This is a genomic window from Citrobacter freundii complex sp. 2024EL-00216 (assembly GCF_043945515.1).
Taxonomy (GTDB): domain Bacteria; phylum Pseudomonadota; class Gammaproteobacteria; order Enterobacterales; family Enterobacteriaceae; genus Citrobacter; species Citrobacter portucalensis.
In genome coordinates this window covers 107,251-132,171 of sequence record NZ_JBIMRA010000006.1, presented here as the reverse complement: position 1 = coordinate 132,171, position 24,921 = coordinate 107,251, and the positions used below count along the sequence as shown (strand labels likewise).

At 53.9% G+C, this 24,921-nt stretch carries 27 protein-coding genes; 14 read left to right on the top strand and 13 right to left on the bottom strand.

Annotation, left to right across the window (positions count from 1 at the left end):
• The first annotated feature begins 5 nt into the window (after positions 1 to 5).
• The 6 genes from agaW (at position 6) to kbaY (ending at position 5,584) form a co-directional block, all read left to right on the top strand.
• Entirely contained in the window at positions 6 to 785 is a 780-nt protein-coding gene (gene agaW / locus ACHHZ7_RS09900) for a PTS N-acetylgalactosamine transporter subunit IIC (protein ID WP_003839998.1), read from the top strand.
• Positions 775 to 1,653, top strand: a complete 879-nt coding sequence (agaE, locus tag ACHHZ7_RS09895; protein WP_060683143.1) for a PTS N-acetylgalactosamine transporter subunit IID — start codon at positions 775 to 777, stop codon at positions 1,651 to 1,653. Before agaW ends, agaE begins: the two co-directional genes overlap by 11 nt.
• Before the next feature lie 16 nt (positions 1,654 to 1,669).
• Entirely contained in the window at positions 1,670 to 2,104 is a 435-nt protein-coding gene (gene agaF, locus ACHHZ7_RS09890; protein ID WP_008785899.1) for a PTS galactosamine/N-acetylgalactosamine transporter subunit IIA, read from the top strand.
• A complete protein-coding gene (gene nagA, locus ACHHZ7_RS09885) occupies positions 2,101 to 3,234 on the top strand; it encodes an N-acetylglucosamine-6-phosphate deacetylase (RefSeq protein ID WP_060683142.1) in 1,134 nt (377 codons plus the stop codon). The genes agaF and nagA overlap by 4 nt, the downstream gene beginning before the upstream one ends.
• Before the next feature lie 301 nt (positions 3,235 to 3,535).
• Positions 3,536 to 4,690 carry an AgaS family sugar isomerase gene (locus ACHHZ7_RS09880; RefSeq protein ID WP_008785901.1) on the top strand — a complete coding sequence of 385 codons (1,155 nt, stop codon included), beginning with the start codon at positions 3,536 to 3,538 and terminating at the stop codon, positions 4,688 to 4,690.
• Positions 4,691 to 4,702: 12 nt separating this feature from the next.
• On the top strand, positions 4,703 to 5,584 hold the full coding sequence (gene kbaY, locus ACHHZ7_RS09875; RefSeq protein WP_016151042.1) for a tagatose-bisphosphate aldolase subunit KbaY: 882 nt from the start codon (positions 4,703 to 4,705) through the stop codon (positions 5,582 to 5,584).
• A gap of 55 nt (positions 5,585 to 5,639) precedes the next feature.
• On the opposite strand, the gene rsmI is transcribed toward kbaY, so the two are convergent.
• Complete coding sequence (gene rsmI, locus ACHHZ7_RS09870; RefSeq protein ID WP_060683141.1) at positions 5,640 to 6,503, bottom strand: 16S rRNA (cytidine(1402)-2'-O)-methyltransferase; 864 nt, start codon at positions 6,501 to 6,503, stop codon at positions 5,640 to 5,642.
• Positions 6,504 to 6,566: 63 nt separating this feature from the next.
• On the opposite strand from rsmI, the gene ACHHZ7_RS09865 reads away from it, so the two are divergent.
• From ACHHZ7_RS09865 to dolP, 4 genes are read left to right on the top strand one after another with little or no spacing between them, the layout of a single operon-like run.
• Positions 6,567 to 8,618 carry a penicillin-binding protein activator gene (locus tag ACHHZ7_RS09865; RefSeq protein ID WP_060683140.1) on the top strand — a complete coding sequence of 684 codons (2,052 nt, stop codon included), beginning with the start codon at positions 6,567 to 6,569 and terminating at the stop codon, positions 8,616 to 8,618.
• Positions 8,576 to 8,971 carry a YraN family protein gene (locus tag ACHHZ7_RS09860; RefSeq protein ID WP_003828625.1) on the top strand — a complete coding sequence of 132 codons (396 nt, stop codon included), beginning with the start codon at positions 8,576 to 8,578 and terminating at the stop codon, positions 8,969 to 8,971. The genes ACHHZ7_RS09865 and ACHHZ7_RS09860 overlap by 43 nt, the downstream gene beginning before the upstream one ends.
• A gap of 34 nt (positions 8,972 to 9,005) precedes the next feature.
• Complete coding sequence (gene diaA, locus ACHHZ7_RS09855) at positions 9,006 to 9,596, top strand: DnaA initiator-associating protein DiaA (RefSeq protein WP_003024948.1); 591 nt, start codon at positions 9,006 to 9,008, stop codon at positions 9,594 to 9,596.
• A 9-nt stretch (positions 9,597 to 9,605) separates the two neighbouring features.
• Positions 9,606 to 10,181 (top strand): division/outer membrane stress-associated lipid-binding lipoprotein, encoded by a 576-nt coding sequence (gene dolP, locus ACHHZ7_RS09850; protein ID WP_008785904.1) that lies wholly within the window; start codon positions 9,606 to 9,608, stop codon positions 10,179 to 10,181.
• 84 nt (positions 10,182 to 10,265) lie between these two features.
• On the opposite strand, the gene ACHHZ7_RS09845 is transcribed toward dolP, so the two are convergent.
• Entirely contained in the window at positions 10,266 to 10,901 is a 636-nt protein-coding gene (locus tag ACHHZ7_RS09845; RefSeq protein ID WP_060683139.1) for an NAD(P)H-binding protein, read from the bottom strand.
• A 36-nt stretch (positions 10,902 to 10,937) separates the two neighbouring features.
• Positions 10,938 to 11,366, bottom strand: coding sequence for a YhbP family protein (locus ACHHZ7_RS09840; protein WP_032945092.1), 429 nt, complete (start codon positions 11,364 to 11,366; stop codon positions 10,938 to 10,940).
• 52 nt (positions 11,367 to 11,418) lie between these two features.
• Between ACHHZ7_RS09840 and ACHHZ7_RS09835 the strand changes: the two genes are divergently transcribed.
• Positions 11,419 to 11,709: a GIY-YIG nuclease family protein gene (locus ACHHZ7_RS09835; RefSeq protein ID WP_048236838.1), complete on the top strand. Its 291-nt coding sequence runs from the start codon at positions 11,419 to 11,421 to the stop codon at positions 11,707 to 11,709.
• On the opposite strand, the gene ACHHZ7_RS09830 is transcribed toward ACHHZ7_RS09835, so the two are convergent.
• Positions 11,706 to 12,209, bottom strand: coding sequence for a GNAT family N-acetyltransferase (locus ACHHZ7_RS09830; RefSeq protein WP_060683138.1), 504 nt, complete (start codon positions 12,207 to 12,209; stop codon positions 11,706 to 11,708). The two genes, ACHHZ7_RS09835 and ACHHZ7_RS09830, sit on opposite strands and share 4 nt — an antisense overlap.
• A complete protein-coding gene (locus ACHHZ7_RS09825; RefSeq protein ID WP_060683137.1) occupies positions 12,203 to 12,727 on the bottom strand; it encodes an SCP2 domain-containing protein in 525 nt (174 codons plus the stop codon). Before ACHHZ7_RS09825 ends, ACHHZ7_RS09830 begins: the two co-directional genes overlap by 7 nt.
• A 220-nt stretch (positions 12,728 to 12,947) precedes the next feature.
• Between ACHHZ7_RS09825 and ACHHZ7_RS09820 the strand changes: the two genes are divergently transcribed.
• The 3 genes from ACHHZ7_RS09820 (at position 12,948) to ACHHZ7_RS09810 (ending at position 16,016) form a co-directional block, all read left to right on the top strand.
• Entirely contained in the window at positions 12,948 to 13,943 is a 996-nt protein-coding gene (locus ACHHZ7_RS09820) for a peptidase U32 family protein (protein WP_003024971.1), read from the top strand.
• Positions 13,934 to 14,830, top strand: coding sequence for a U32 family peptidase (locus ACHHZ7_RS09815; RefSeq protein ID WP_008785909.1), 897 nt, complete (start codon positions 13,934 to 13,936; stop codon positions 14,828 to 14,830). The genes ACHHZ7_RS09820 and ACHHZ7_RS09815 overlap by 10 nt, the downstream gene beginning before the upstream one ends.
• A gap of 178 nt (positions 14,831 to 15,008) precedes the next feature.
• Positions 15,009 to 16,016: an LLM class flavin-dependent oxidoreductase gene (locus ACHHZ7_RS09810; protein ID WP_060683136.1), complete on the top strand. Its 1,008-nt coding sequence runs from the start codon at positions 15,009 to 15,011 to the stop codon at positions 16,014 to 16,016.
• Positions 16,017 to 16,106: 90 nt separating this feature from the next.
• On the opposite strand, the gene mtr is transcribed toward ACHHZ7_RS09810, so the two are convergent.
• From mtr to rbfA, 8 genes are all read right to left on the bottom strand, one after another.
• Complete coding sequence (mtr, locus tag ACHHZ7_RS09805) at positions 16,107 to 17,351, bottom strand: tryptophan permease (RefSeq protein WP_003828642.1); 1,245 nt, start codon at positions 17,349 to 17,351, stop codon at positions 16,107 to 16,109.
• A gap of 146 nt (positions 17,352 to 17,497) precedes the next feature.
• The gene (locus ACHHZ7_RS09800) at positions 17,498 to 19,426 is read right to left on the bottom strand and encodes a DEAD/DEAH family ATP-dependent RNA helicase (protein WP_057067629.1); all 1,929 of its coding nucleotides are present in this window, start codon (positions 19,424 to 19,426) and stop codon (positions 17,498 to 17,500) included.
• Positions 19,419 to 19,499, bottom strand: a complete 81-nt coding sequence (yrbN, locus tag ACHHZ7_RS09795) for a protein YrbN (protein WP_010723222.1) — start codon at positions 19,497 to 19,499, stop codon at positions 19,419 to 19,421. Before yrbN ends, ACHHZ7_RS09800 begins: the two co-directional genes overlap by 8 nt.
• 106 nt (positions 19,500 to 19,605) lie before the next feature.
• A complete protein-coding gene (gene nlpI / locus ACHHZ7_RS09790; protein ID WP_003024982.1) occupies positions 19,606 to 20,490 on the bottom strand; it encodes a lipoprotein NlpI in 885 nt (294 codons plus the stop codon).
• Between the two features lie 109 nt (positions 20,491 to 20,599).
• Positions 20,600 to 22,732 carry a polyribonucleotide nucleotidyltransferase gene (pnp, locus tag ACHHZ7_RS09785; RefSeq protein ID WP_008785911.1) on the bottom strand — a complete coding sequence of 711 codons (2,133 nt, stop codon included), beginning with the start codon at positions 22,730 to 22,732 and terminating at the stop codon, positions 20,600 to 20,602.
• Between the two features lie 246 nt (positions 22,733 to 22,978).
• Positions 22,979 to 23,248: a 30S ribosomal protein S15 gene (rpsO, locus tag ACHHZ7_RS09780; RefSeq protein ID WP_000059465.1), complete on the bottom strand. Its 270-nt coding sequence runs from the start codon at positions 23,246 to 23,248 to the stop codon at positions 22,979 to 22,981.
• Positions 23,249 to 23,521: 273 nt separating this feature from the next.
• Positions 23,522 to 24,466, bottom strand: coding sequence for a tRNA pseudouridine(55) synthase TruB (truB, locus tag ACHHZ7_RS09775; RefSeq protein WP_060683135.1), 945 nt, complete (start codon positions 24,464 to 24,466; stop codon positions 23,522 to 23,524).
• Positions 24,466 to 24,870, bottom strand: coding sequence for a 30S ribosome-binding factor RbfA (rbfA, locus tag ACHHZ7_RS09770; RefSeq protein ID WP_003024988.1), 405 nt, complete (start codon positions 24,868 to 24,870; stop codon positions 24,466 to 24,468). Before rbfA ends, truB begins: the two co-directional genes overlap by 1 nt.
• Between the last annotated feature and the right edge of the window lie 51 nt (positions 24,871 to 24,921).

Below are 24,921 nucleotides of genomic sequence, written 5' to 3'. Positions count from 1 at the left end.
TCACAATGGAAATCAGTCTGTTGCAGGCTTTTGCGTTGGGTATTCTCGCCTTTATTGCAGGCCTGGATATGTTCAACGGGTTAACGCACATGCACCGCCCGGTTGTTCTCGGGCCGCTGGTCGGCCTGATTCTGGGCGATCTGCATACCGGTATTTTAACAGGTGGTACGCTGGAACTGGTGTGGATGGGTCTTGCCCCACTAGCGGGAGCTCAACCGCCAAACGTGATTATCGGCACTATCGTGGGAACCACGTTTGCCATAACGACCGGAGTGAAACCTGAAGTTGCCGTAGGTGTGGCGGTACCGTTCGCTGTAGCAGTACAGATGGGGATTACCTTCCTGTTCTCTGTGATGTCCGGGGTGATGGCTCGCTGCGATCGCATGGCAGCGAATGCCGATACCGCCGGGATTGAGCGGGTCAACTATCTGGCGTTGCTCGCGTTGGGGACCTTCTACTTTTTATGCGCGTTCCTGCCGATTTACTTTGGCGCGGAACATGCCAAAACCGCGATAGATGTTCTGCCAACGCGTCTGATTGACGGACTGGGTGTGGCAGGCGGCATCATGCCAGCTATCGGCTTCGCCGTACTGCTGAAAATCATGATGAAAAACGTCTATATCCCCTACTTCATCCTGGGTTTTGTAGCAGCTGCTTGGCTCAAACTCCCTGTGCTGGCGATCGCCGCCGCAGCACTGGCAATGGCGCTGATCGATTTTCTGCGTAAATCACCTGAACCTACAGCTCCCGCAGCACAAAAAGAGGAATTCGAAGATGGCATCTAATCAAACGGCTCTGCCGAACGTTTCCGATACCGAAGAAACGCTGCTGTCCGGCACCAATGAAAACGTCTACGAAGACCAGAATATCGGTGCCGAGCTGACGAAAAAAGATATCAACCGTGTTGCCTGGCGTTCAATGCTGTTGCAGGCCTCTTTTAACTACGAACGTATGCAGGCATCAGGATGGCTGTACGGCCTGTTACCTGCTCTGAAAAAGATCCATACCAATAAGCGCGATCTGGCGCGTTCGATGAAAGGCCATATGGGCTTCTTCAACACGCACCCGTTCCTGGTCACGTTTGTTATCGGGATTATCCTGGCGATGGAACGCTCCAAGCAGGATGTGAACAGTATTCAAAGCACCAAGATTGCCGTGGGTGCGCCGCTTGGCGGCATCGGCGATGCCATGTTCTGGTTAACGTTACTGCCTATTTGCGGCGGTATCGGGGCCAGCCTGGCGCTACAAGGCTCTATTCTTGGTGCAGTTGTCTTTATTGTTATGTTCAACGTGGTTCATCTTGGTCTGCGCTTTGGGCTGGCACACTATGCTTATCGAATGGGCGTTGCTGCCATTCCGCTGATTAAAGCTAACACCAAAAAGGTTGGACATGCGGCATCCATCGTAGGGATGACGGTGATCGGTGCGCTGGTAGCGACCTATGTTCGCCTGAGCACTACGCTGGAAATCACTGCTGGCGATGCGGTAGTGAAACTGCAAACAGACGTGATAGACAAGTTGATGCCTGCTTTTTTACCGCTGGTCTACACATTAACCATGTTCTGGCTGGTCCGCCGTGGCTGGAGTCCTCTGCGCCTTATCGCCATTACCGTGGTGCTCGGCGTCGTAGGTAAGTTCTGTCATTTCCTGTAAATATAAGGGGTTGTAGATGTTAGGTATTATTTTGACGGGTCATGGCGGGTTTGCCAGCGGAATGGAAAAAGCGATGAAACAGATTCTGGGTGAGCAGACTCAGTTCATTGCCATCGACTTTCCGGAAACCTCAACCACTGCCTTGCTCACCTCACAACTTGAACAGGCGGTGGGTGAACTGGATGCGCAGCAAGACATCGTGTTTCTGACTGATTTGTTGGGCGGAACACCATTTCGCGTCGCTTCCACACTAGCCATGCAAAGGCAAGGTACTGAAGTGATCACCGGTACCAATCTACAACTGCTACTGGAGATGGTGCTGGAGCGCGACGACCTGAGCAGCGAAGCGTTTCGTTTGCAGGCGCTGGAGTGCGGGCACCGGGGTTTAACCAGCCTGGTGGACGAGCTGGGACGCTGCCGTGAGGAAAAGCCCGTTGAGGAAGGGATATGACACTGCTACTGCGCGCCAGACGTCTACTGACCGAACAGGGCTGGCTGGACGATCATCAATTGCATATTGAAGACGGTATCATTGCGGCAATAGAGCCAATTCCTTCCGGCGTTATGGTCCGCGATGCTGAACTGCTCTGTCCGGCATACATTGATACCCACGTACACGGGGGCGCGGGTGCCGATGTGATGGATGAAGCACCGGATACGCTCGACAAACTGGCGATGCACAAAGCGCGTGAAGGGGTAGCCAACTGGCTACCCACTACCGTCACCGCTCCATTACCGGATATTCACAAGGCGCTTGAGCGTATCGCCCATCGCTACCATTCCGGAGGGCCCGGCGCACAGGTGCTGGGCAGTTATCTTGAAGGCCCGTACTTTACGCCGCAGAACAAAGGGGCGCACCCGCCTGAGCTTTTCAGGGAACTGGAACTCAGTGAACTGGATGAACTGATTGCGATTTCCCAGCAAACATTGCGCGTGGTTGCGCTGGCACCAGAAAAACCCGGTGCATTGCAGGCCATCGAACATCTGAAGCAACGCAACGTACGGGTGATGCTGGGACACAGTGCAGCTACCTGGGAACAAACCCGCGCAGCCTTTGACGCCGGCGCTGACGGACTGGTTCACTGCTATAACGGTATGACCGGTTTACATCATCGGGAGCCAGGAATGGTTGGCGCAGGGTTAACCGACCCTCGCGCCTGGCTGGAACTTATCGCTGACGGACACCATGTCCACCCGGCAGCCATGAAACTCTGCTGCTGTTGCGCCAAAGACAGACTGGTGCTGATCACCGATGCCATGCAGGCTGCAGGAATGCCAGACGGACGCTATACACTCTGCGGTGAGGAGGTGGAAATGCACAGTGGTATTGTGCGTACCGCTTCCGGTGGCCTGGCTGGTAGCACGCTCTCGGTTGACGCAGCCGTACGTAATATGGTCGAGCTCACCGGGATAACGGCAGAAGAGGCAATTCATATGGCCTCTCTCCACCCCGCACGTCTGTTGGGTATCGATCGCCAACTGGGATCGTTAGCAGTGGGAAAACGTGCAGACGCGATCGCGCTCAATAGCGGGCTACATTTACAACAGATCTGGATTCAGGGTCAGGCTCTCCCCCTTTGACCTTTCATTTTGTCTCGTGTTGGCCTGCGGTCTTCGATCGCAAGGCCTTTCTTTTCCTTTCGCTTGAGTAAATATCTAACCATCCTACAACAAGCCTACTTCTTATAGATCAACAAGATAACTACACCTTTCGTTCCCACGATCACAAATTTCGTTTTATTTCATTTTGAATTATTGCTCTTTCGATTTCTTTCCTATAGATTTTAATTAATCGACGAGATGAACAAGTGAAACGAAACGAAAGATAGCGACATTCTCGCCAGCGTCTTATGTGGAATTTACAAGACTAAGGACTTAAGTTATGCCAGAAACCTATACCCCTGTTACCGCGGTAACGGGCACCTGGACCGAAGAAGAGATCCGTCAACAACCTGCCAGTTGGATCCGTTCCCTTACGAATATCGACAACATTCGATCTGCCATTGACAGCTTTCTCGCACCATTACTGCGCAAAAACGATCTGCGGATCATACTGACCGGGGCTGGAACATCAGCATTCATTGGCGACATCATCGCCCCCTGGCTGGCAAGCTATACCGGTAAAAACATCAGCGCTGTGCCGACCACCGATCTGGTCACCAATCCGATGGATTACCTGAATCCCGCACATCCGCTGCTGCTCATTTCTTTCGCTCGCTCAGGTAACAGCCCTGAAAGCGTTGCAGCAGTGGAACTGGCTAATCAGTTTGTGCCTGAGTGTTATCACCTGCCGATCACCTGCAACGAAGCAGGTAGCCTCTATCAAAACGCAGTTGCAAGCGACAATGCCTTTGCTCTGTTAATGCCCGCAGAGACACATGACCGTGGCTTCGCGATGACCAGCAGCATTACCACCATGATGGCCAGCTGCCTGGCAGTATTTGCCCCAGAGAAAATCAACAGCCAGACCTTCCGTGACGTGGCCGATCGATGCCAGACGATTCTGACTTCGCTGGGCGATTTCAGCGACGGTGTATTTGGCAATGAACCCTGGAAACGGATCGTTTACCTTGGTAGCGGTGGATTACAGGGAGCAGCGCGGGAATCGGCACTGAAAGTCCTGGAGCTGACTGCAGGCAAACTGGCCGCATTCTATGACTCCCCGACAGGCTTTCGTCACGGTCCAAAGTCACTGGTTGATAACGAAACGCTGGTAGTGGTCTTTGTTTCCAGCCATCCGTATACACGTCAATACGATCTCGATCTGCTGGCAGAGTTACGCCGCGATCGGCAGGCATTGCGGGTTGTCGCGATTGCCGCACAAACCCATGAGGTGATTGAAGCAGGCCCACATATTCTGCTGCCGCCAGCACGCTCTTTCATCGATATGGAATTGGCGTTCTGCTTCCTGATCTACGCCCAGGTTTTTGCTTTGACGCAATCCATCAATATCGGCAATACACCGGATACGCCTTCTGCCAGCGGCACTGTGAACCGCGTTGTACAGGGCGTTGTTATTCATCCCTGGAACGCCTAAAAGGATCGTTTTATGAGCATTATTTCCACGAAATACCTCCTGCTGGATGCCCAAAAAAAGGGCTATGCCGTACCCGCCTTTAACATTCATAACGCCGAAACGATCCAGGCGATCCTTGAAGTGTGCTATGAAATGCAATCGCCGGTGATCCTGGCAGGAACGCCGGGGACCTTTAAGCATATCGCGCTGGAAGAGATCTACGCGCTGTGCAGCGCTTATTCCACCAGCTACGGTATACCGCTGGCGCTGCACCTCGATCACCATGAGTCGCTGGACGACATTCGTCGTAAAGTGAATGCAGGAGTGCGCAGCGCAATGATTGACGGCAGCCACTTTCCGTTTGAAGAAAACGTGAAGCTGGTGAAATCCGTTGTGGATTTTTGCCATGCCAAAGATTGCAGCGTGGAAGCTGAGCTGGGTCGCCTCGGTGGCGTAGAAGATGATATGAGTGTGGATGCAGAAAGCGCCTTCCTCACCGATCCACAAGAAGCTAAACGGTTTGTTGAGCGTACTGGCGTAGATAGCCTTGCTGTTGCCATCGGCACAGCACACGGTTTGTACACCAAAACACCCAAAATCGATTTCCAGCGGCTGGGTGAAATTCGTGAGGTAGTCGACGTTCCGCTGGTGCTGCATGGTGCAAGCGATGTCCCTGACGAATACGTCCGCCGCACGATCGAGCTTGGCGTTTGCAAAGTTAACGTCGCGACCGAACTGAAAATCGCTTTTGCCGATGCGGTCAAAGCGTGGTTTGCGGAGAATCCGCAGGGCAACGATCCTCGCTATTACATGCGGGTCGGTATGGATGCGATGAAAGAAGTGGTGCGTAGCAAAATCACTGTATGCGGGTCAGCAAACCGCTTATTAATCAGTGAAACTGCCGCTCAGTCTTAAGCACTGTGTTAGCTAATGGCCATACCCTTGTCGGTTTGGCCATTAGCAATCGGGCTTACTCTCCCTGCTGTTCCAGCGCGTGCTTATACAACGCATTCTTTTTCACGCCATGGATTTCAGCAGCCAGCGCGGCGGCCTTTTTCAGCGGCAGTTCTGCCTGCAATAAGGCCAATGTACGCAGCGCATCGGCAGGAAGATCGTCTTCCTGCGCTTTATGCCCTTCAACAATCAGCACCATTTCGCCTTTGCGACGGTTTTCATCTTCCTTGACCCACGCCAGCAGTTCACCAACCGGTGCGCCGTGAATAGTTTCCCAGGTTTTGGTCAGCTCGCGCGCCAGCACCACGTAGCGGGATTCGCCCCACACGGCAACCATGTCCTCCAGGCTATCCAGCAAGCGGTGGGTAGATTCATAAAAAATAAGCGTACGCGGCTCGGCCTCAATGGCTTTCATCGCATCACGACGCCCTTTCGATTTGGCAGGCAGAAATCCTTCATAGCAAAAACGGTCTGAAGGCAGGCCTGCAGCGCTCAGGGCAGCAATCGCCGCACAAGGACCAGGCAGGGGAACAACGCGGATCCCTGCTTCACGACAGGTACGCACCAGATGGTAGCCAGGATCGTTAATCAGCGGCGTTCCGGCATCGGAAACCAGCGCAATGTTTTGTCCTTCTTTGAGCTTCACGACCAGCGTTTCAGCCTTTTGCTGCTCGTTGTGGTCATGTAGCGCGAACAGACGCGCGTTAATCGCGAAGTGTTGTAACAATAATCCTGTATGACGAGTGTCTTCAGCGGCAATCAAATCAACGGCTTGTAAAACTTCGAGCGCTCGTTGGGTAATATCAGCCAAATTTCCTATAGGAGTAGGTACAATAAAGAGTTGGCCTTGAGAATTATCCGCCGATTCGTGTTGTTTCATTGTGTCGTCCGTATTGCCGATTTAATATTGAGCATTGAGTAAAAAAATATCACTGGATACAGTATGGTACCCTCAACATTTTCTCGTTTGAAAGCCGCACGCGCGCTACCAGTCATTCTGGCAGCACTGATTTTCGCAGGCTGTGGCACCCAGGCGCCAGACCAGAGTGCAGCCCATATGCAGGGCACTGCGCAGGCTGATTCCGGCTTTTATCTGCAACAAATGCAGCAAAGCTCTGATGATAGCAAGACCAACTGGCAATTACTCGCCATTCGTGCACTGCTGAAAGAAGGCAAGAGCCAGCAGGCTATCGAACTGTTTAACCAGCTACCGCAGAAGCTAAGCGATACCCAGCAGCGTGAGCAGTCACTGCTGGCCGTCGAGATTAAGCTCGCGCAGAAAGATGTCGCTGGCGCACAGGCCCTGCTGGATAAGTTAACTCCCGCCGATTTCGATCAAAACCAACAGGCACGCTACTGGCAGGCGCAAATCGACGTCAACCAGGGTCGCCCATCTCTGACGCTGCTGCGCGCCCTGATCGCGCAGGAACCGCTGCTGGCCGCGAATGCTAAGCAGAAAAATATGGACGCCACCTGGCAGGCGCTGTCGTCCATGACCCAGGAGCAAGCGCAAGCGCTGGTCATCAATGCTGATGAAAACGTGCTGCAAGGCTGGCTGGATCTCCAGCGCGTCTGGTTCGATAACCGTAACGATCCGGACATGATGAAAGCTGGTATTGCGGACTGGCAGAAACGTTATCCGCAAAACCCAGGAGCAAAACTGTTACCAACACAGTTGGTTAACGTGCAGAGCTTTAAGCCCGCCTCCACCAGCAAAATCGCCCTGCTGTTACCACTGAACGGTCAGGCCGCTGTATTTGGCCGTACTATTCAGCAAGGCTTTGAAGCTGCGAAAAACATGGGCACTCAACCTGTCGCAGCCCCTGTTGCTGTCGCACCTGCCGCAGTTCCAGCTGCCGCGACCACCACAGAACAGCCGCAAACGACTGACGGCGTTGCCAGCCCGTCTCAGGCGTCAGTAAACGATCTGACCAACGAGACGCCGGCTCAGCCAGAAACCCCTGCTGTGCAGCCCGCAGCACCCGCTCAGCCAACAACCGCCAGCGCACCGGCGAATCCATCCGCTGAGCTGAAAATCTACGACACTTCATCACAGCCGCTGAACCAGATCCTGACTCAGGTTCAGCAGGATGGCGCCAGCATCGTGGTTGGCCCACTGTTGAAGAACAATGTTGAAGAGCTGATGAAAAGCAACACGCCATTGAACGTCCTGGCGCTTAACCAGCCGGAGTCGGTGAAAAATCTGCCGAACGTCTGCTACTTCGCCCTGTCGCCAGAAGATGAAGCGCGCGACGCCGCACGCCACATCCGCGATCAGGGAAAACAGACGCCGCTGTTGTTGATTCCACGGAGTTCATTAGGCGATCGCGTTGCCAACGCCTTTGCACAGGAATGGCAAAAACTGGGTGGCGGCGTGGTATTGCAGCAGAAGTTCGGCTCCACCGCTGAACTTAAAATGGGCGTCAACGGCGGCTCGGGGATTTCCCTGACAGGCAGCCCGGTGGCCTCCTCTGTGCCAGCCCAACCCGGCGTGACGATTGGCGGTCTGACCATCCCGGCAGCACCTACCGATGCGCAAATAACCGGCGGCAGCGGTCGTGTTGATGCCGTGTATATTCTGGCGACGCCGGAAGAAATTGCATTTATTAAGCCGATGATCGCCATGCGCAACGGCAGCCAGAGCGGAGCAACGCTGTACGCCAGCTCTCGTAGTGCGCAGGGCACTGCCGGCCCGGATTTCCGTCTGGAGATGGAAGGCTTGCAGTACAGCGAAATTCCGATGCTGGCAGGCGCTAATGCGCCTCTTATGCAGCAGGCGCTTGGCGCGGTTCGTAACGACTACTCGCTGGCGCGTATGTATGCCATGGGTGTCGATGCCTGGTCGCTTGCCAACCACTTCTCGCAAATGCGTCAGATGCAGGGTTTCGAAATTAACGGTAATACCGGGGCCTTAACCGCAACGCAGGATTGTGTGATTAACAGGAAGTTATCATGGCTCAAATACCAGCAAGGACAAGTCGTCCCCGCCAGTTAACGAGTAAACAGACCGGTGACGCGTGGGAATCCACCGCGCGTGACTGGCTGCTGAGCAAGGGACTGCATTTTATCGCCGCCAACGTGCGTGAACGTGGTGGCGAAATCGACCTGATAATGCGTGAAGGCAACACCACCGTATTTGTTGAGGTTCGCTACCGACGCTCAGCACAGTTCGGTGGTGCGGCGGCGAGTGTGACCCGGAGCAAACAACACAAATTATTACAGACCGCCCGCTTGTGGCTTGCGCGCCACAATGGGAGTTTTGATACTGTGGATTGCCGGTTCGATGTGTTAGCCTTCACCGGAAATGATGTTGAGTGGTTTAAGGACGCGTTCAACGACCGCTCATAGTTGAAGATTCAGAGCCTGGTTCTTAAGGATTAGCGTGTTAGATAGAATTAAAGTCTGCTTTACAGAAAGCATTCAAACTCAGATAGCTGCGGCTGAAGCACTTCCGGATGCAATCTCCCGTGCCGCCATGACGCTGGTTCAGTCCCTGCTCAATGGCAACAAAATTCTCTGTTGTGGTAATGGGACGTCCGCTGCCAACGCACAGCATTTTGCTGCCAGCATGATCAATCGTTTTGAAACAGAACGCCCAAGTTTACCTGCGATTGCACTAAACACTGATAATGTGGTCTTAACTGCGATTGCCAACGATCGCCTGCACGACGAAGTTTATGCAAAACAAGTCCGTGCGCTGGGACATGCAGGTGATGTTCTGCTGGCAATCTCTACGCGTGGTAATAGCCGCGATATCGTAAAAGCCGTTGAAGCCGCCGTGACACGCGACATGACAATCGTCGCGCTGACCGGGTATGACGGAGGGGAACTGGCCGGATTACTGGGGCCACAGGATGTTGAAATCCGTATACCCTCACACCACAGCGCCCGCGTTCAGGAAATGCACATGCTGACGGTCAACTGCCTTTGCGATCTTATCGATAACACGCTTTTCCCTCACCAGGATGATTAAGGAGTACACATGAAGGCATTTTCGCCGCTTGCTGTGATTATCGCTGCACTGCTGCTGCAAGGCTGTGTCGCTGCCGCCGTTGTTGGAACTGCAGCTGTCGGGACTAAAGCCGCGACGGATCCTCGTAGTGTCGGCACCCAGGTTGATGACAGTACCCTGGAATTACGCGTCAATACGGCATTGTCGAAAGATGCCCAGATCAAGAAAGAAGCGCGAATCAACGTGAGCGCATATCAGGGTAAAGTGCTGCTGGTCGGCCAGTCGCCGAATAGCGAACTGTCTGCGCGAGCAAAACAGATTGCGATGGGCGTAGAAGGTACGACTGAGGTCTTTAATGAGATCCGTCAGGGCCAGCCAATCGGTCTGGGCGATGCGTCCAACGATACCTGGATAACCACCAAAGTACGTTCCCAGTTACTGACCAGCGATCAGGTGAAATCCTCTAATGTGAAAGTAACGACTGAGAACGGAGAAGTGTTCCTGTTAGGTCTGGTGACCGAGCGTGAAGCGAAGGCGGCGGCGGATATCGCCAGCCGGGTAAGCGGCGTGAAACGCGTCACGACAGCCTTTACGTTTATTAAGTAACACGCCTGTAGATGGCATCTTATCCGTCCTACAGAACGTAATCGTTTGTAGGCCGGATAAGCGTCAGCGCCATCCGGCATTTTTTTATTTAGCCCTTTCGCGTAGCTCGGAAGAGGTCAGGATCGAAACCCCTTCATGCCCAGGTGCCAACGCTTCTGCCAGCATTGCCCGAGCAACATCGCGTGCTTCAATCGACTTCCAGTTACCCGGCAGCAGCCTGAACAACGGCGCTAAAAACATCTCATTCGTCCGCTGTTTGTCCCTATCACCCTGTAGCATTGAAGGCCGGACAATCGTCAGCCGTGGCCAATTCTGCGCGATCAGCGCCTGCTCCATTTCACCTTTCACCCGATTATAAAAAAACGGTGAATTCGCATTGGCGCCCATCGAACTCACCACCAGCATATGCTGGGCGCCTAACCTACGTCCCGTCAGGGCCGTATCTACCACCAGCGTATAGTCAGCATGGATAAACGCCTCTTTGCTGCCCGCTTCACGCCGGGTAGTCCCCAAACAACAAAAGACAATATCGACTGGATCGGTGACCTGCGCCAGAGCATCGGTTAGCTGCGGATCATGGGGGTTATAGATACCAACCGTATCTGCCAGCGGTCGACGCGTTGGTGCCGTGATGGCATTGACCCGGGGTTCATTGAGCAGCATACGCAGCAAATGTCCGCCCACCAGCCCCGTGGCTCCCGTTATTAACACCTGACTCATCGCTTATCTTCCCCAGGTCTTCAATCACTGTTCTAACTATAGATCACGTAACCAATGCATCTTTTTACCAAAGCCCAGCGTGTTGTCCGTGAATTTGACTTCATCCAGTCGAATCTCCCATACGGGCGCTGGCAGCATTCTGGCGACGGGGAAACGGCGGTTGTAGGCTTTACGCGCAGCTTCGCTCTCCTGCCCTTCAAGACGCCGGATTTCCCCTTTAAACTGTACGCCCCGAATCAGAGCGACGGTTTTAGGCTGACCGTTTACCGTACCGGCAATCGGCGCTCGTGGTCCGGACATCTGCGCATGGCGCGTTTTCTCTTCGGTCAGCACATAGAACACCATCTTCTGCGCATCAAACAGGTAAAACGCATTGGCGCACCACAATTCACCTTCATGGTGTACGCACCAGGTCACGACGTGCTGTTTTGCCAGCCAGCGAGACACCGCAGTCAGTGTTTCCATTTCTGTTCTCTTTTATACTGTAGGCCTGAAAATTATCACGTCGATGGTAACAATGACACCCTGGTATCTGTACCTGATCCGTACCGCAGACAACGCCTTATACACCGGAATAACCACCGATGTGCAGCGCCGCTATAAGCAGCATCAAAATGGGAAAGGCGCGAAGGCGCTACGCGGAAAGGGGGAACTCACGTTGGCATTTGCGGCGCAGGTCGGCGACCGTTCGCTGGCCCTGCGCATAGAGTATCGCGTTAAACAGCTCACCAAGCGGCAGAAAGAGCGCCTTGTCGAAGGCGAAGGGTTTGAGGCGCTATTAAGCAGCCTGCAAACCCCGGAAGCTTAAAAGCGATTGAAGTGGTCGTGGTATTCCACAAGACCCGTCACGCCATCCAGCGCATCGTCCGCCAGGCGATGAACCTGGAACGCGCTTTCGGTGCCCGGCCAGCGGCAACGCAGGTCATGATGGGCTGCCAGCTCAAAGCCAAAGCGGCTGTACAGGGCCGGATCCCCCAGCGTAACCACCGCGGCGTAGCCAAACTCGTTCAGTGAATCGAGTCCTTCATAGACCAACTGACGCGCCAGGCCCTGCCCCCGGTAGTTTTCATCCACCGCGAGCGGCGCCATGCCGACCCATTGCAGATCTTCACCCTGAACATCGACAGGGCTGAATGCGACGTAACCCATTACCTGACCTTCGTCATCGGTAGCAACCAGACCCAGCGTTAAGAAACCATCTTCACGCAGGTCGTGCACTAATTTCGCTTCCGCATCGCTCTCAAATGAACGGCGCAGTAGCGCATCAATACCAGGGGCATCAATGGGAATTTCAACTCGAATCAGCATGGCTCACCTACCGAGGTCTGTTTGGTTTCTGGCGACGTTTTCATCCCCGCCTCAACAAAATCCGCCAACTGCATCAGCATGACGCGCAACGCTTTAGGCATCTGCTCCAGTTCGATGGCATCCATCAGATTTTTTACGTATAGCCCTAATTCTGTATCACCTTCAATCACCAGACGACGCTGGAAGAAAAGCGTATCCGGATCCTGCTTGCGGGCCACGATCATCAGCAGATCGCTGGCATCGGCGCTAAAACTCACATCCGTATCTGCATTCTGGCTGACGATAAGTTTATCGTTCTCAACAGAGGTATACCATTTGAGGTCAATGTCACGCACATGAATGCTCAGCCAGCGACCTTCGAGAAACTCCAGCTCCCCATCGGCCAGCGCCTGACTAAACTGCCAGCTCAGGACCTGCTCCAGAACCTGGCGCTTCAGTGCAAAGGGCGTCAGTTTAACTGGTACACTCATCAGAGAAGGACCAAATTGTACTAAGCGTGAACGCAGTTTATCCAACACGAGCTTTACTCCCTGTTTCAATAGTCCTGCTATTTTGCCATATCAAATAAACGACATAGCGGCATAAATCAACAATTCGATGCGAAATTGTTACCTCTTTATTGGTGTCACCAATACGACTTTAACTGCCTCAAATCAAAAATTGTCTCAGCAAGGTTAACTAAAATCCCCATTCGTTAACATTTCTGCGCCCATCACGGCGCAACGTTCAGGATAAATTATGGAGCTGCTCTGCCCTGCCGGAAACCTACCGGCGCTTAAGGCGGCCATCGAGAACGGCGCTGATGCTGTCTACATCGGGCTGAAAGATGATACCAACGCCCGTCATTTCGCCGGCCTTAATTTTACCGAGAAAAAATTGCAGGAAGCGGTGAGTTTTGTCCATCAGCACCGCCGTAAGCTGCACATTGCGATTAACACCTTTGCGCACCCGGATGGTTACGCGCGCTGGCAACGTGCCGTTGATATGGCAGCGCAACTGGGTGCAGACGCGCTGATCCTTGCCGACCTCGCCATGCTTGAGTATGCCGCAGAGCGCTACCCGCATATTGAGCGCCATGTCTCTGTTCAGGCATCTGCAACCAATGAAGAGGCAATTAATTTCTATCATCGCAACTTTGACGTCGCCCGCGTGGTGCTGCCGCGCGTGCTGTCTATTCATCAGGTGAAGCAGCTCGCTCGCGTCACGCCAGTTCCCCTGGAAGTGTTCGCCTTCGGTAGCCTGTGCATTATGGCGGAAGGCCGTTGCTATCTTTCGTCCTATCTGACGGGTGAGTCTCCTAATACGGTTGGTGCCTGCTCGCCTGCCCGTTTTGTCCGCTGGCAACAGACCCAACAAGGGCTGGAATCCCGTCTTAATGAAGTGCTGATCGACCGCTATCAGGACGGGGAAAACGCCGGTTATCCGACGCTATGCAAAGGCCGCTATCTGGTTGACGGCGAGCGTTACCATGCGCTGGAAGAACCCACCAGCCTGAACACGCTGGAGCTGCTGCCGGAACTACTGGCAGCCAATATTGCCTCGGTGAAAATCGAAGGTCGTCAGCGCAGCCCGGCCTATGTCAGTCAGGTGGCGAAAGTGTGGCGTCAGGCGATCGACCGCTGTATGGCCGACCCGCAAAACTACGTCCCGCAGGCCGCGTGGATGGAAACGCTCGGTTCTATGTCCGAAGGCACGCAGACCACGCTTGGCGCGTATCACCGTAAATGGCAGTGAGAGAAGCAATGAAATATTCCTTAGGGCCGGTGCTGTGGTACTGGCCGAAAGAAACGCTGGAAGATTTTTATCAGCAGGCTGCCGTAAGCCAGGCCGACGTTATCTATCTTGGCGAAGCGGTATGCAGTAAACGCCGCGCCACCAAAGTGGGCGACTGGCTCGATATGGCGAAATCGCTCGCTGGCAGCGGTAAACAGGTTGTGCTGTCAACACTGGCGCTGGTGCAGGCCTCTTCTGAACTGGGAGAGCTGAAGCGCTATGTCGAAAACGGTGACTTTCTGCTGGAAGCCAGCGATCTCGGCGTAGTAAACATGTGCGCCGAGCGTAAGCTGCCGTTTGTCGCCGGGCATGCGCTCAACTGCTACAACGCGGTTACCCTGCGTATCCTGCTCAAACAAGGCATGGTGCGCTGGTGTATGCCGGTAGAGCTTTCCCGCGACTGGCTGGCAAACCTGCTCAACCAGTGTGATGAGCTGGGTATTCGCAATCAGTTTGAAGTTGAGGTGCTGAGCTACGGGCATCTGCCGCTGGCGTACTCTGCCCGCTGCTTTACCGCGCGCTCTGAAGACCGTCCAAAAGACGAGTGTGAAACCTGCTGCATCAAATATCCGAACGGGCGCGATGTGCTGTCGCAGGAGAATCAGCAGGTCTTTGTCCTCAACGGGATCCAGACCATGAGCGGCTATGTTTACAACCTCGGCAACGAACTGACATCGATGCAGGGGCTAGTTGATATTGTGCGTCTGTCCCCTTCAGGCACTGAAACATTCGCCATGCTCGACGCCTTCCGCGCCAATGAAAATGGCAGTGCTCCATTACCGCTTGCCGCCCACAGTGACTGTAACGGCTACTGGAAGCGACTGGCTGGACTGGAGCTGCAGGCCTAGCCGGATGCGGCATAAATGCCTTATCGGGCCTACAAATAGCGATCCCGTAGGCCCGATAAGCGCAGCGCCATCGGGCATGTTATATTCGGTGCCCGCCGTATAAAGCTCACTTTGTTAACAACATTCGCTAATCTTTAATGCAGTATTAAAAGATTAACCGGTAACAAAGTGAGCCGTTATGACTGACAAAACTATTCCGTTCTCGGTGCTGGATCTGGCGCCGATCCCTGAAGGATCCTCGGCAAAAGAGGCCTTCACACACTCGCTTGATCTCGCTCAACTGGCCGAAAAACGCGGCTACCACCGCTACTGGCTGGCGGAACATCACAACATGACCGGCATCGCCAGCGCAGCAACCTCAGTGCTGATTGGTTATCTGGCTGCCAATACCACCACGCTGCATCTCGGGTCTGGCGGCGTGATGTTGCCTAACCATTCGCCGCTGGTGATCGCCGAGCAGTTCGGTACCCTGAACACGCTATATCCGGGACGAATCGATCTCGGGCTTGGTCGCGCACCGGGCAGCGATCAACCAACCATGCGCGCACTGCGCCGCCATATGAGCGGTGATATCGATAACTTCCCACGCGACGTCGCTGAACTGGTGGACTGGTTCGACGCCCGCGATCCTAATCCCCATGTACGCCCGGTTCCCGGCTACGGCGAGCAGATCCCGGTCTGGTTATTAGGCTCCAGCCTGTACAGCGCACAACTGGCGGCCCAGCTTGGTCTGCCGTTTGCCTTCGCCTCGCACTTTGCCCCGGATATGCTGCATCAGGCGCTGCATTTGTATCGTACCCAGTTCAAACCCTCGGCGCGGCTGGCAAAACCGTATGCGATGGTGTGCATCAACATTATTGCCGCCGACAGCAATCGCGACGCCGAGTTTCTTTTCACCTCCATGCAGCAGGCATTTATGAAGCTGCGTCGTGGCGAAACCGGCCAGCTACCGCCGCCGGTAGAGAATATGCATCAGCTGTGGTCCGCTTCTGAGCAGTACGGCGTACAACAGGCGCTGAGCATGTCGCTGGTCGGTGATAAGGCAAAAGTGCGGCATGGTCTCGACGCCATTTTGCGTGAAACCCAGGCTGATGAGATTATGGTTAACGGTCAGATTTTTGATCATCAGGCACGTCTACATTCATTTGATTTGGCGATGGATGTGAAGCAGGAATTATTGGGGTAGTGCGTTGTTTTGCCCGGTGGCGCTTCGCTTACCGGGCCTACTTGACCCTGTAGGCCGGATAAGGCGCAGCCGCCATCCGGCACAACAAAGTTACTGATAAACAGGCAACAGATTCACGCTCGAGAGAATATGGATAACCGCGTTGCCGATACCGAATACCAGGATCAGCGCAATCATCGGCTTGCCGCCCCAGACACGGAATTTCGGGCTACCGAAACGCTCGCGGGATTTACGTGCCAGCAGCGCCGGAACAATGGCGGCCCAGATGGTTGCCGCGAGTCCTGCATAGCCAATGGCGTACAGAAAACCGTTCGGCCACAGCAAGCCACCGATAATTGGCGGGACAAACGTCAGCAATGCCGTTTTGAAACGTCCCATTGCCGAGTCATCAAAGCCAAACAGATCCGCCAGATAGTCAAACAGACCGAGCGTAACGCCGAGGAATGAACTCGCCACCGCAAAGTTGGAGAACACCACCAGCAGCAGATCCAGACTGCGGCTGTTTAGTACACCGCTCAGCGCCTGTACCAGCACATCTATGTTACCGCCCTGCTGCGCAATACCGATAAACTCCGGACGCGGAATGTTACCCATCGTCCCCAGCAACCACACGGTATACAGCACCAGCGCCAGCAGCGTGCCGTACACCAGACACTTAACGATGGTCTTCGGATCTTTGCCGTAGTACTTCATCAGGCTCGGGACGTTGCCGTGATAGCCGAATGAGGCCAGACAGAACGGTAGCGTCATCAGCAGGTACGGCGTATACGAAGCATTGCTTTCCGCCACGTTAAACAACGTTGTGGGCTGAACGTGTCCCAATAAGCTGCCGAAGGTCAGGAAAAAGGTAATCACCTTCGCGCCCAGCACAATTGCCGTCATGCGGCTCACCGCTTTGGTACTTAACCACACCACAAACGCCACCAGTAACGCAAAGCCAAGACCTGCCGCACGCGCCGGAACGTTCAACGACATCTCGGAGAAGGTGTGATGCAGGATCGACCCGCTCGCCGAGATATACGCGTAGGTCAGAATATAGAGAACGAAAGCAATCGAGATGCCGTTCACCACGTTCCAGCCTTTGCCCAGCAGATCTTTGGTAATGGTGTCGAAACTGGAGCCAATGCGGTAATTGAGGTTAGCTTCAAGGATCATCAGCCCGGAGTGCAGCATGCAGAACCAGGTAAAGATCAGCGCCGCCATTGACCAGAAGAACCACGCCCCGGACATGACCACTGGCAGAGAAAACATCCCCGCGCCAATAATGGTGCCGCCGATGATCACCACGCCGCCGAGCAGCGAAGGTGACGTTTGGGTGGTGGTTAGTGTTGCCATTTAGCCATCTCTCCAGTCATTTATATTGTGACTACATCTCAATGTGCTGCACTGTACCAGTACACGAGTACAATTGAAATAAAAAAAGCCCCGATTGTTGAGATCGGGGCCGTATATTTTACTTTACAGCTATAAAGCTAAAAGGCTTATGCATCACCGCCGAAACGACGACGACCAGCAGAGTCATCACGACGCGGAGCAGAAGAATCGTCACGACGCGGACCGCGGTTGCCTTCACGACGTTCGCCGCTGAAACGACGACCATCGCCACGACCGCCTTCACGACGTTCGCCGCTAAAGTTACGACCTTCACCGCGACCGCCTTCACGACGCTCACCGCTGAAACGACCACCGCCACGACGCTCACCACCGGTGTGCGGAACTGCATCGCCAACCAGCTGCATGTTCATCGGCTTGTTCAGGATGCGAGTACGGGTAAAGTGCTGCAGCACGTCGCCCGGCATACCTTTCGGCAGTTCGATGGTGGAGTGGGAAGCAAACAGCTTGATGTTACCGATGTAACGGCTGCTGATATCACCTTCGTTAGCAATCGCACCAACGATATGACGAACTTCAACACCGTCATCACGGCCCACTTCAATGCGGTACAGCTGCATGTCACCAACGTCACGACGTTCACGACGCGGACGGTCTTCACCACCACGGTCATTACGGTCACGAGGGCCACGATCGTTACGGTCACGCGAACCACGGTCATCACGGTCGCGGAATTCGCGTTTCGGACGCATCGGCGCATCTGGCGGCAGGATCAGAGGACGTTCGCCCTGAGCCATTTTCAGCAGTGCAGCTGCCAGCGTTTCGATATCCAGTTCTTCTTCCGGCTGCATTTTCGCCAGCAGAGCACGGTACTGATCCAGATCGCTGCTTTCCAGCTGCTGCTGTACTTTAGCGGCGAATTTTTCCAGACGGCGTTTGCCCAGCAGATCTGCGTTCGGCAGTTCTACTTCCGGAATAGTCAGCTTCATGGTGCGTTCGATGTTACGCAGCAGACGACGCTCGCGGTTCTCAACGAACAGCAGCGCACGACCCGCACGACCCGCACGACCGGTACGGCCGATACGGTGAACGTAAGACTCGGAATCCATCGGGATGTCGTAGTTAACAACCAGACTGATACGCTCAACGTCCAGGCCACGGGCCGCAACGTCGGTTGCAATCAGAATATCCAGACGGCCATCTTTCAGACGCTCCAGAGTCTGCTCACGCAGGGACTGGTTCATGTCGCCGTTCAGTGCAGCGCTGCTATAACCGCTACGCTCCAGCGCTTCTGCTACTTCCAGGGTCGCATTTTTGGTACGTACGAAGATAATCGCCGCATCAAAGTCTTCTGCTTCCAGGAAACGCACCAGCGCTTCATTTTTACGCATGCCCCACACAGTCCAGTAGCTCTGGCTGATGTCAGGACGGGTAGTAACGCTGGACTGAATACGTACTTCCTGCGGCTCTTTCATAAAGCGGCGGGTAATACGACGAATCGCTTCCGGCATGGTTGCAGAGAACAGAGCGGTCTGATGACCTTCCGGGATCTGCGCCATGATGGTTTCAACGTCTTCGATGAAGCCCATACGCAGCATTTCGTCAGCTTCGTCCAGTACCAGACCGCTCAGTTTGGAAAGGTCCAGAGTACCGCGCTTCAGGTGATCCAGCAGACGACCCGGCGTACCGACGACGATCTGTGGCCCCTGACGCAGGGCACGTAATTGCACGTCATAACGCTGACCGCCGTACAGGGCAACCACGTTCACGCCGCGCATGTGTTTAGAGAAATCCGTCATGGCTTCTGCTACCTGAACCGCCAGTTCGCGGGTCGGTGCCAGCACCAGAATCTGAGGTGCCTTCAGCTCAGGATCAAGATTGTTGAGCAGCGGTAAAGAGAACGCTGCAGTTTTGCCGCTACCTGTCTGGGCCATACCCAGAACATCGCGGCCGCCCAGCAGATGCGGAATGCACTCTGCCTGGATTGGAGATGGTTTTTCGTAACCCAGATCGTTAAGGGCTTCAAGGATAGGAGCCTTCAGGCCCAGATCTGCAAAAGTGGTTTCGAATTCAGCCATGTAGTACGTGTGCCTCAAAATTAATGGCGGCCAGTCTACATAACTCATCATGAAATTGATCTGCAATTTTCATTGAAAAGTGTGAACCGGCTCAAAGTAGGTGTATTAACGAACAACAACGCCCTCACCCGTGAAGGTGATGGCAATCAAAAAAGATTACGGGCTGATGTGTACGTCAGCTATTGCTGGTCCGATTCTGCCAGGTCATCTTGGTCCTGGCCCAGGAGCGATAATTCCAACAATGCGTATCGGTGCTCAACAAAGTTATGAACGTTGTTAGCCACCGCCAGTTTGAACAATGCCGTAGCGTTGTCCAAATCCCCCAGACTTAGGTAGTACTTACCTAAATAGAAGTTGGTTTCACTGAGATGCTCAGCGAGCGAGGTGTTATCCGTTGCGTCCGCCTTCAGGCGTTCCATCAGCGTTGCTTCGCTAATGTTGCCCAGGTAGAACTCGACAATGTTCCATCCCCATTGCTCTTTATCCGATTTCTCAAAGCGTTGCTTCAACGCTTCTTTAGCCTGCTTCTCATCGAGCTTCTGCTCGGCAAGATAAAGCCACAGACTACGGAAAGGATCATTGGGATCGTCTTGATAAAACGCTAGCAGATCATCTTGCGCTAACTTGTCGCGACCGCCGTAATACAATGCGATACCGCGATTTAAGTGCGCGTAGTTGTAAGTTGGATCAAGCTCAAGTACAGAATCAAACGCTTCATAGGCAGCATCAAAATTGCCTGCCTGCGTTAAATATATACCTAAGTAATTGAATACTTCAGGCATATCTGGTCGGATTGCCAGCGCTTGTGAAAAATCATTTCGCGCCAATGCCCTCAGACCGAGACTATCATACAACACTCCGCGCTCATATAAAAGCTGTGCGCGTTCGTCATCGGTTAAAGCCCGACTGGCAAGAATTTGTTCCATACGTGCCAGAATCACTTCCTGCTGCAAAGTCGGTTGCAATGGTACTGCGAGGACTTCACTCTTTCGCCAGGCGGAATTACTGCATCCAGCCAGCGTGAGTGCTGTCGCAACGAAACACCAGCGCAAAAAAGGCTTCATTTCCCACTCCCGAAGACAACGATTGAATGAACGTCCAGGTTCCCCGGTTGCTAACAAGGCATCCTGCCGGGTTAAAGGCCCTCCGCTTTCACGGAGGGCAATGGCAACCTTACTCGCCCTGGCTTGCCGGAGCTTCCGGTTCGCCTGCAGGCTGAGACTGCTCAGTTGCTTCTTTAATGCTCAGACGCACACGGCCCTGGCGATCAACTTCCAGAACTTTGACCGGTACTTCCTGGCCCATCTGCAGGTAGTCGGTCACTTTCTCAACGCGCTTATCAGCGATCTGAGAGATGTGTACCAGACCTTCTTTACCGCCACCGATGGCAACGAATGCGCCAAAGTCAACGATACGGGTCACTTTACCATTGTAGATACGGCCTACTTCGATCTCTGCGGTGATCTCTTCGATACGACGGATAGCATATTTCGCTTTCTCACCGTCGGTCGCAGCAATCTTCACGGTGCCATCATCTTCGATTTCAATGGTGGTGCCGGTTTCTTCGGTCAGAGCACGGATAACAGAACCGCCTTTACCGATAACGTCTTTGATCTTGTCCGGGCTGATCTTGATAGTGTGGATACGCGGAGCGAACTGAGAAATATCGCCACGCGGAGCGTTGATCGCTTGTTCCATCACACCCAGGATGTGCAGACGCGCACCTTTAGCCTGGTTCAGAGCAACCTGCATGATTTCTTTGGTGATACCTTCAATTTTGATATCCATCTGCAGTGCAGAGATACCGTCGCGGGAACCCGCCACTTTGAAGTCCATATCGCCCAGGTGGTCTTCGTCGCCCAGAATGTCAGACAGAACAACAAAGTTGTCGCCTTCTTTCACCAGACCCATCGCGATACCCGCAACGGCTGCTTTGATCGGCACGCCTGCGTCCATCAGCGCCAGGGAAGCACCACATACGGAAGCCATGGAAGAAGAACCGTTAGATTCGGTGATTTCAGAAACCACACGCACGGTGTACGGGAATTTATCCAGTTCCGGCATTACTGCCAGTACGCCACGCTTAGCCAGACGGCCATGACCAATCTCACGACGCTTCGGAGAACCGACCATACCGGTTTCACCTACGCAGTACGGAGGGAAGTTGTAGTGGAACAGGAAGTTGTCAGTACGCTCGCCCATCAGTTCGTCGAGGTTCTGCGCATCACGCGTGGTGCCCAGGGTCGCAGTAACCAGCGCCTGAGTTTCGCCACGGGTGAACAGTGCGGAACCGTGGGTACGAGGCAGAACGCCAGTACGCACGTCCAGGCCACGGATCATGTCTTTTTCACGGCCATCGATGCGCGGCTCGCCTGCCAGTACGCGGCTACGAACAACGTTTTTCTCGATAGCGTGCAGGATTTCACCCAGTTCGTTAGCGTCCAGGGTTTCGTCTTCAGCCACCAGAGTCGCGATGGTTTCAGATTTGATCACGTCAACCTGAGCATAACGCTCTTGTTTGTCAGTGATACGGTAAGCATCGCTCAGGCGAGCTTCTGCCAGTGCGGCAACGCGTGCGTTCAGCGCTTCGTTGACGGCTTCTGGCTGCCAGTCCCAACGCGGTTTGCCAGCTTCTTTCGCCAGCTCGTTGATCGCCTGAATCACAACCTGCTGCTGTTCGTGGCCGAACACAACAGCGCCCAGCATCTGATCTTCGCTCAGCAGTTCAGCTTCGGATTCAACCATCAGTACGGCTGCTTCAGTACCTGCAACAACCAGGTCCAGCTTGCTTTCTTTCAGTTCGTCCTGAGTCGGGTTCAGTACGTACTGGTCATTGATGTAACCAACACGTGCAGCACCGATCGGGCCGTTGAATGGGATACCAGACAGAGTCAGCGCAGCAGATGCACCAATCATTGCCACGATGTCCGGGTTAACCTGCGGGTTAACGGAAACAACGGTCGCGATAACCTGAACTTCGTTAACGAAGCCTTCCGGGAACAGCGGGCGAACCGGGCGGTCAATCAGACGCGCGATCAGGGTTTCGCCTTCGCTCGGACGGCCTTCACGACGGAAGAAGCTACCCGGGATACGGCCAGCAGCGTAGGTACGCTCCTGATAGTTAACGGTCAGCGGGAAAAAGTCCTGGCCTGGTTTCGCTTTTTTCTGGCCAACAACGGTAACGAATACCGCGGTGTCATCCATGCTAACCATAACAGCGGCAGTCGCCTGACGCGCCATCATGCCGGTTTCCAGCGTAACGGTATGCTGACCGTACTGGAATTTACGAACGATCGGATTAAGCAAAATAATATCCTTTCTCTATTTTTTGACGGCACATTTTTGCGCCATCGTTAATACCCGATCTTCTGCGCATCCTCGCGACTAATGACAACCCTAACCCATAAGCATGAGTAAAGCCTCTCATTAGCCGCGCGAACCTCTGCAACGGAAGATCATTCATAGCAACAATACATTAGTTTCCAGCGAATTGCTGCCATCTGCTGGAAAAAAGGGGCCATGAAGGCCCCCTCTTTCTGAAACTCGAAAGAATTAGCGACGCAGGCCCAGACGCTCGATCAGCGCGGTGTAACGTGCAACATCTTTACGTTTCAGGTAGTCGAGCAGTTTACGACGCTGAGAAACCATGCGCAGCAGACCACGACGGCTGTGGTGATCTTTTTTGTGCTCTGCAAAGTGGCCCTGCAGGTGGTTAATCTGTGCAGTCAACAGAGCAACCTGAACATCGGTAGAACCGGTGTCGTTTGCATCACGACCAAACTCAGAAACGATTTTAGCGGTAGCTTCAGTACTTAGAGACATTTTAAAACTCCAAAGTGATAAGAATGAAAGGATGCCGATCTCTAATTCAGCTATCCCAGTGTATACACTTTATCCTTCAAACTGGCTCTGCGTTGGCTGCGTCCGCTCACCTCAGTCACTTACCTAAGTAATCTCCTGAGGATCCTCAGACTTGCCGCCTTGATGCAGCTCGAATGATTTTGTGTATACGCCACGCAGATTGTTAAACAATTCACGCGACGTTAAGCGGCAGTATTCTACTCGCAGCGCCCTTTTATCGCAAGACAGAGAGCGCTATGCAGGATACTCAACCACCAGGCGGCGGGGGGCGACACGACCTTCATCGTCCATCTCCCCCATGCCAATAAACTTGTCGTCATCGCCTTCCGTCACACGTACCAGCCCTTCCAGCGGGTCGCCTGTCGTCCGTACCGGATTACCATTTTTAAAGTAAACCGACGATGTTAAAGGCAAATTAACAACAGGATAGTCCGATGCCGGACTGTCCATTGGCATCAGCAAAGGATCAAGCAGTTGAGCCGCCGGAATGTTCTGCTGTTCTGCCTGTTCGACCAGCTCACGCAGGTGTTCCAGCGTGACCATACGATCCACCGGATACTTGCTGACCGTCAGACGACGCAGATACGTTACGTGCGCGCCGCAGCCCAGCTTCTCACCGAGATCGTCAACGATGGTACGAATATAGGTGCCTTTGGAGCAGTGAACTTCCAGCTCCAGTTCGTTACCCTCGTGACGGATAAACAGCAGCTCATAGACGGTAATCGGGCGCGCTTCACGCGGCACTTCAATGCCCTGACGCGCATATTCGTACAGCTTCTTACCCTGATACTTCAGCGCCGAATACATCGACGGAATCTGCTCGATATCGCCGCGGAAAGTCTCCAGCGCGCTCGCCAGTTGTTCTGCGGTGAAGGTTACCGGACGCTCCTGCACGATCTGCCCATCGGCATCGGAAGTGTCAGTACGCTGGCCCAGACGGGCAACCACGCGATAGCGTTTGTCAGAATCCAGCAAATACTGTGAAAACTTTGTCGCTTCACCAAGGCAGATAGGCAGCATACCTGTCGCCAGCGGATCCAACGCGCCGGTATGTCCCGCGCGGTTGGCATTGTAGATGCGCTTTACTTTTTGCAGCACGTCATTGCTGGACATGCCCTGCGGCTTATCCAGCAGCAGGACACCATGAATATCGCGACCACGACGACGAGGACGACTCATCAGTCCTCCTTGCTGTCGTCCGCTGGGTTCACACGACGCTCATCGTCATGTTTCACCACGCTGGTCACCAGGTTGGACATGCGCATCCCTTCAACCAACGAGTTGTCGTAGAAGAAGGTCAGCTCAGGCACGATACGCAGACGCATTGCTTTACCCAGCAGAGAGCGGATAAAACCAGAGGCTTCCTGCAGTGCCTTAATGCCGTTTTTCACGGCAGCTTCGTCCTGATCGTTGAGGAAAGTCACGAATACTTTGGCATATGCCAGATCACGGGACATCTCAACACCCGATACGGTGGTCATCATGCCAACACGCGGGTCTTTGATTTCGCGTTGCAGGATGAGTGCGATTTCTTTCTGCATCTCCTGCGCGACACGCTGCGGGCGACCAAATTCTTTCGCCATAATAAATTCTCCAGACAAAAAAGGGGCATTCAGCCCCTTTTGAAAATAATT

Bases quoted from the DNA above. Each gene is read 5' to 3' on its own strand.
- agaW (WP_003839998.1), top strand. From the start codon at position 6: ATGGAAATCAGTCTGTTGCAGGCTTTTGCGTTGGGTATTCTCGCCTTT.
- agaE (WP_060683143.1), top strand. From the start codon at position 775: ATGGCATCTAATCAAACGGCTCTGCCGAACGTTTCCGATACCGAAGAA.
- agaF (WP_008785899.1), top strand. From the start codon at position 1,670: ATGTTAGGTATTATTTTGACGGGTCATGGCGGGTTTGCCAGCGGAATG.
- nagA (WP_060683142.1), top strand. From the start codon at position 2,101: ATGACACTGCTACTGCGCGCCAGACGTCTACTGACCGAACAGGGCTGG.
- ACHHZ7_RS09880 (WP_008785901.1), top strand. From the start codon at position 3,536: ATGCCAGAAACCTATACCCCTGTTACCGCGGTAACGGGCACCTGGACC.
- kbaY (WP_016151042.1), top strand. From the start codon at position 4,703: ATGAGCATTATTTCCACGAAATACCTCCTGCTGGATGCCCAAAAAAAG.
- rsmI (WP_060683141.1), bottom strand. From the start codon at position 6,503: ATGAAACAACACGAATCGGCGGATAATTCTCAAGGCCAACTCTTTATT.
- ACHHZ7_RS09865 (WP_060683140.1), top strand. From the start codon at position 6,567: ATGGTACCCTCAACATTTTCTCGTTTGAAAGCCGCACGCGCGCTACCA.
- ACHHZ7_RS09860 (WP_003828625.1), top strand. From the start codon at position 8,576: ATGGCTCAAATACCAGCAAGGACAAGTCGTCCCCGCCAGTTAACGAGT.
- dolP (WP_008785904.1), top strand. From the start codon at position 9,606: ATGAAGGCATTTTCGCCGCTTGCTGTGATTATCGCTGCACTGCTGCTG.
- ACHHZ7_RS09845 (WP_060683139.1), bottom strand. From the start codon at position 10,901: ATGAGTCAGGTGTTAATAACGGGAGCCACGGGGCTGGTGGGCGGACAT.
- ACHHZ7_RS09840 (WP_032945092.1), bottom strand. From the start codon at position 11,366: ATGGAAACACTGACTGCGGTGTCTCGCTGGCTGGCAAAACAGCACGTC.
- ACHHZ7_RS09835 (WP_048236838.1), top strand. From the start codon at position 11,419: ATGACACCCTGGTATCTGTACCTGATCCGTACCGCAGACAACGCCTTA.
- ACHHZ7_RS09830 (WP_060683138.1), bottom strand. From the start codon at position 12,209: ATGCTGATTCGAGTTGAAATTCCCATTGATGCCCCTGGTATTGATGCG.
- ACHHZ7_RS09820 (WP_003024971.1), top strand. From the start codon at position 12,948: ATGGAGCTGCTCTGCCCTGCCGGAAACCTACCGGCGCTTAAGGCGGCC.
- ACHHZ7_RS09815 (WP_008785909.1), top strand. From the start codon at position 13,934: ATGGCAGTGAGAGAAGCAATGAAATATTCCTTAGGGCCGGTGCTGTGG.
- ACHHZ7_RS09810 (WP_060683136.1), top strand. From the start codon at position 15,009: ATGACTGACAAAACTATTCCGTTCTCGGTGCTGGATCTGGCGCCGATC.
- mtr (WP_003828642.1), bottom strand. From the start codon at position 17,351: ATGGCAACACTAACCACCACCCAAACGTCACCTTCGCTGCTCGGCGGC.
- ACHHZ7_RS09800 (WP_057067629.1), bottom strand. From the start codon at position 19,426: ATGGCTGAATTCGAAACCACTTTTGCAGATCTGGGCCTGAAGGCTCCT.
- yrbN (WP_010723222.1), bottom strand. From the start codon at position 19,499: ATGAAAATTGCAGATCAATTTCATGATGAGTTATGTAGACTGGCCGCC.
- nlpI (WP_003024982.1), bottom strand. From the start codon at position 20,490: ATGAAGCCTTTTTTGCGCTGGTGTTTCGTTGCGACAGCACTCACGCTG.
- rpsO (WP_000059465.1), bottom strand. From the start codon at position 23,248: ATGTCTCTAAGTACTGAAGCTACCGCTAAAATCGTTTCTGAGTTTGGT.
- truB (WP_060683135.1), bottom strand. From the start codon at position 24,466: ATGAGTCGTCCTCGTCGTCGTGGTCGCGATATTCATGGTGTCCTGCTG.
- rbfA (WP_003024988.1), bottom strand. From the start codon at position 24,870: ATGGCGAAAGAATTTGGTCGCCCGCAGCGTGTCGCGCAGGAGATGCAG.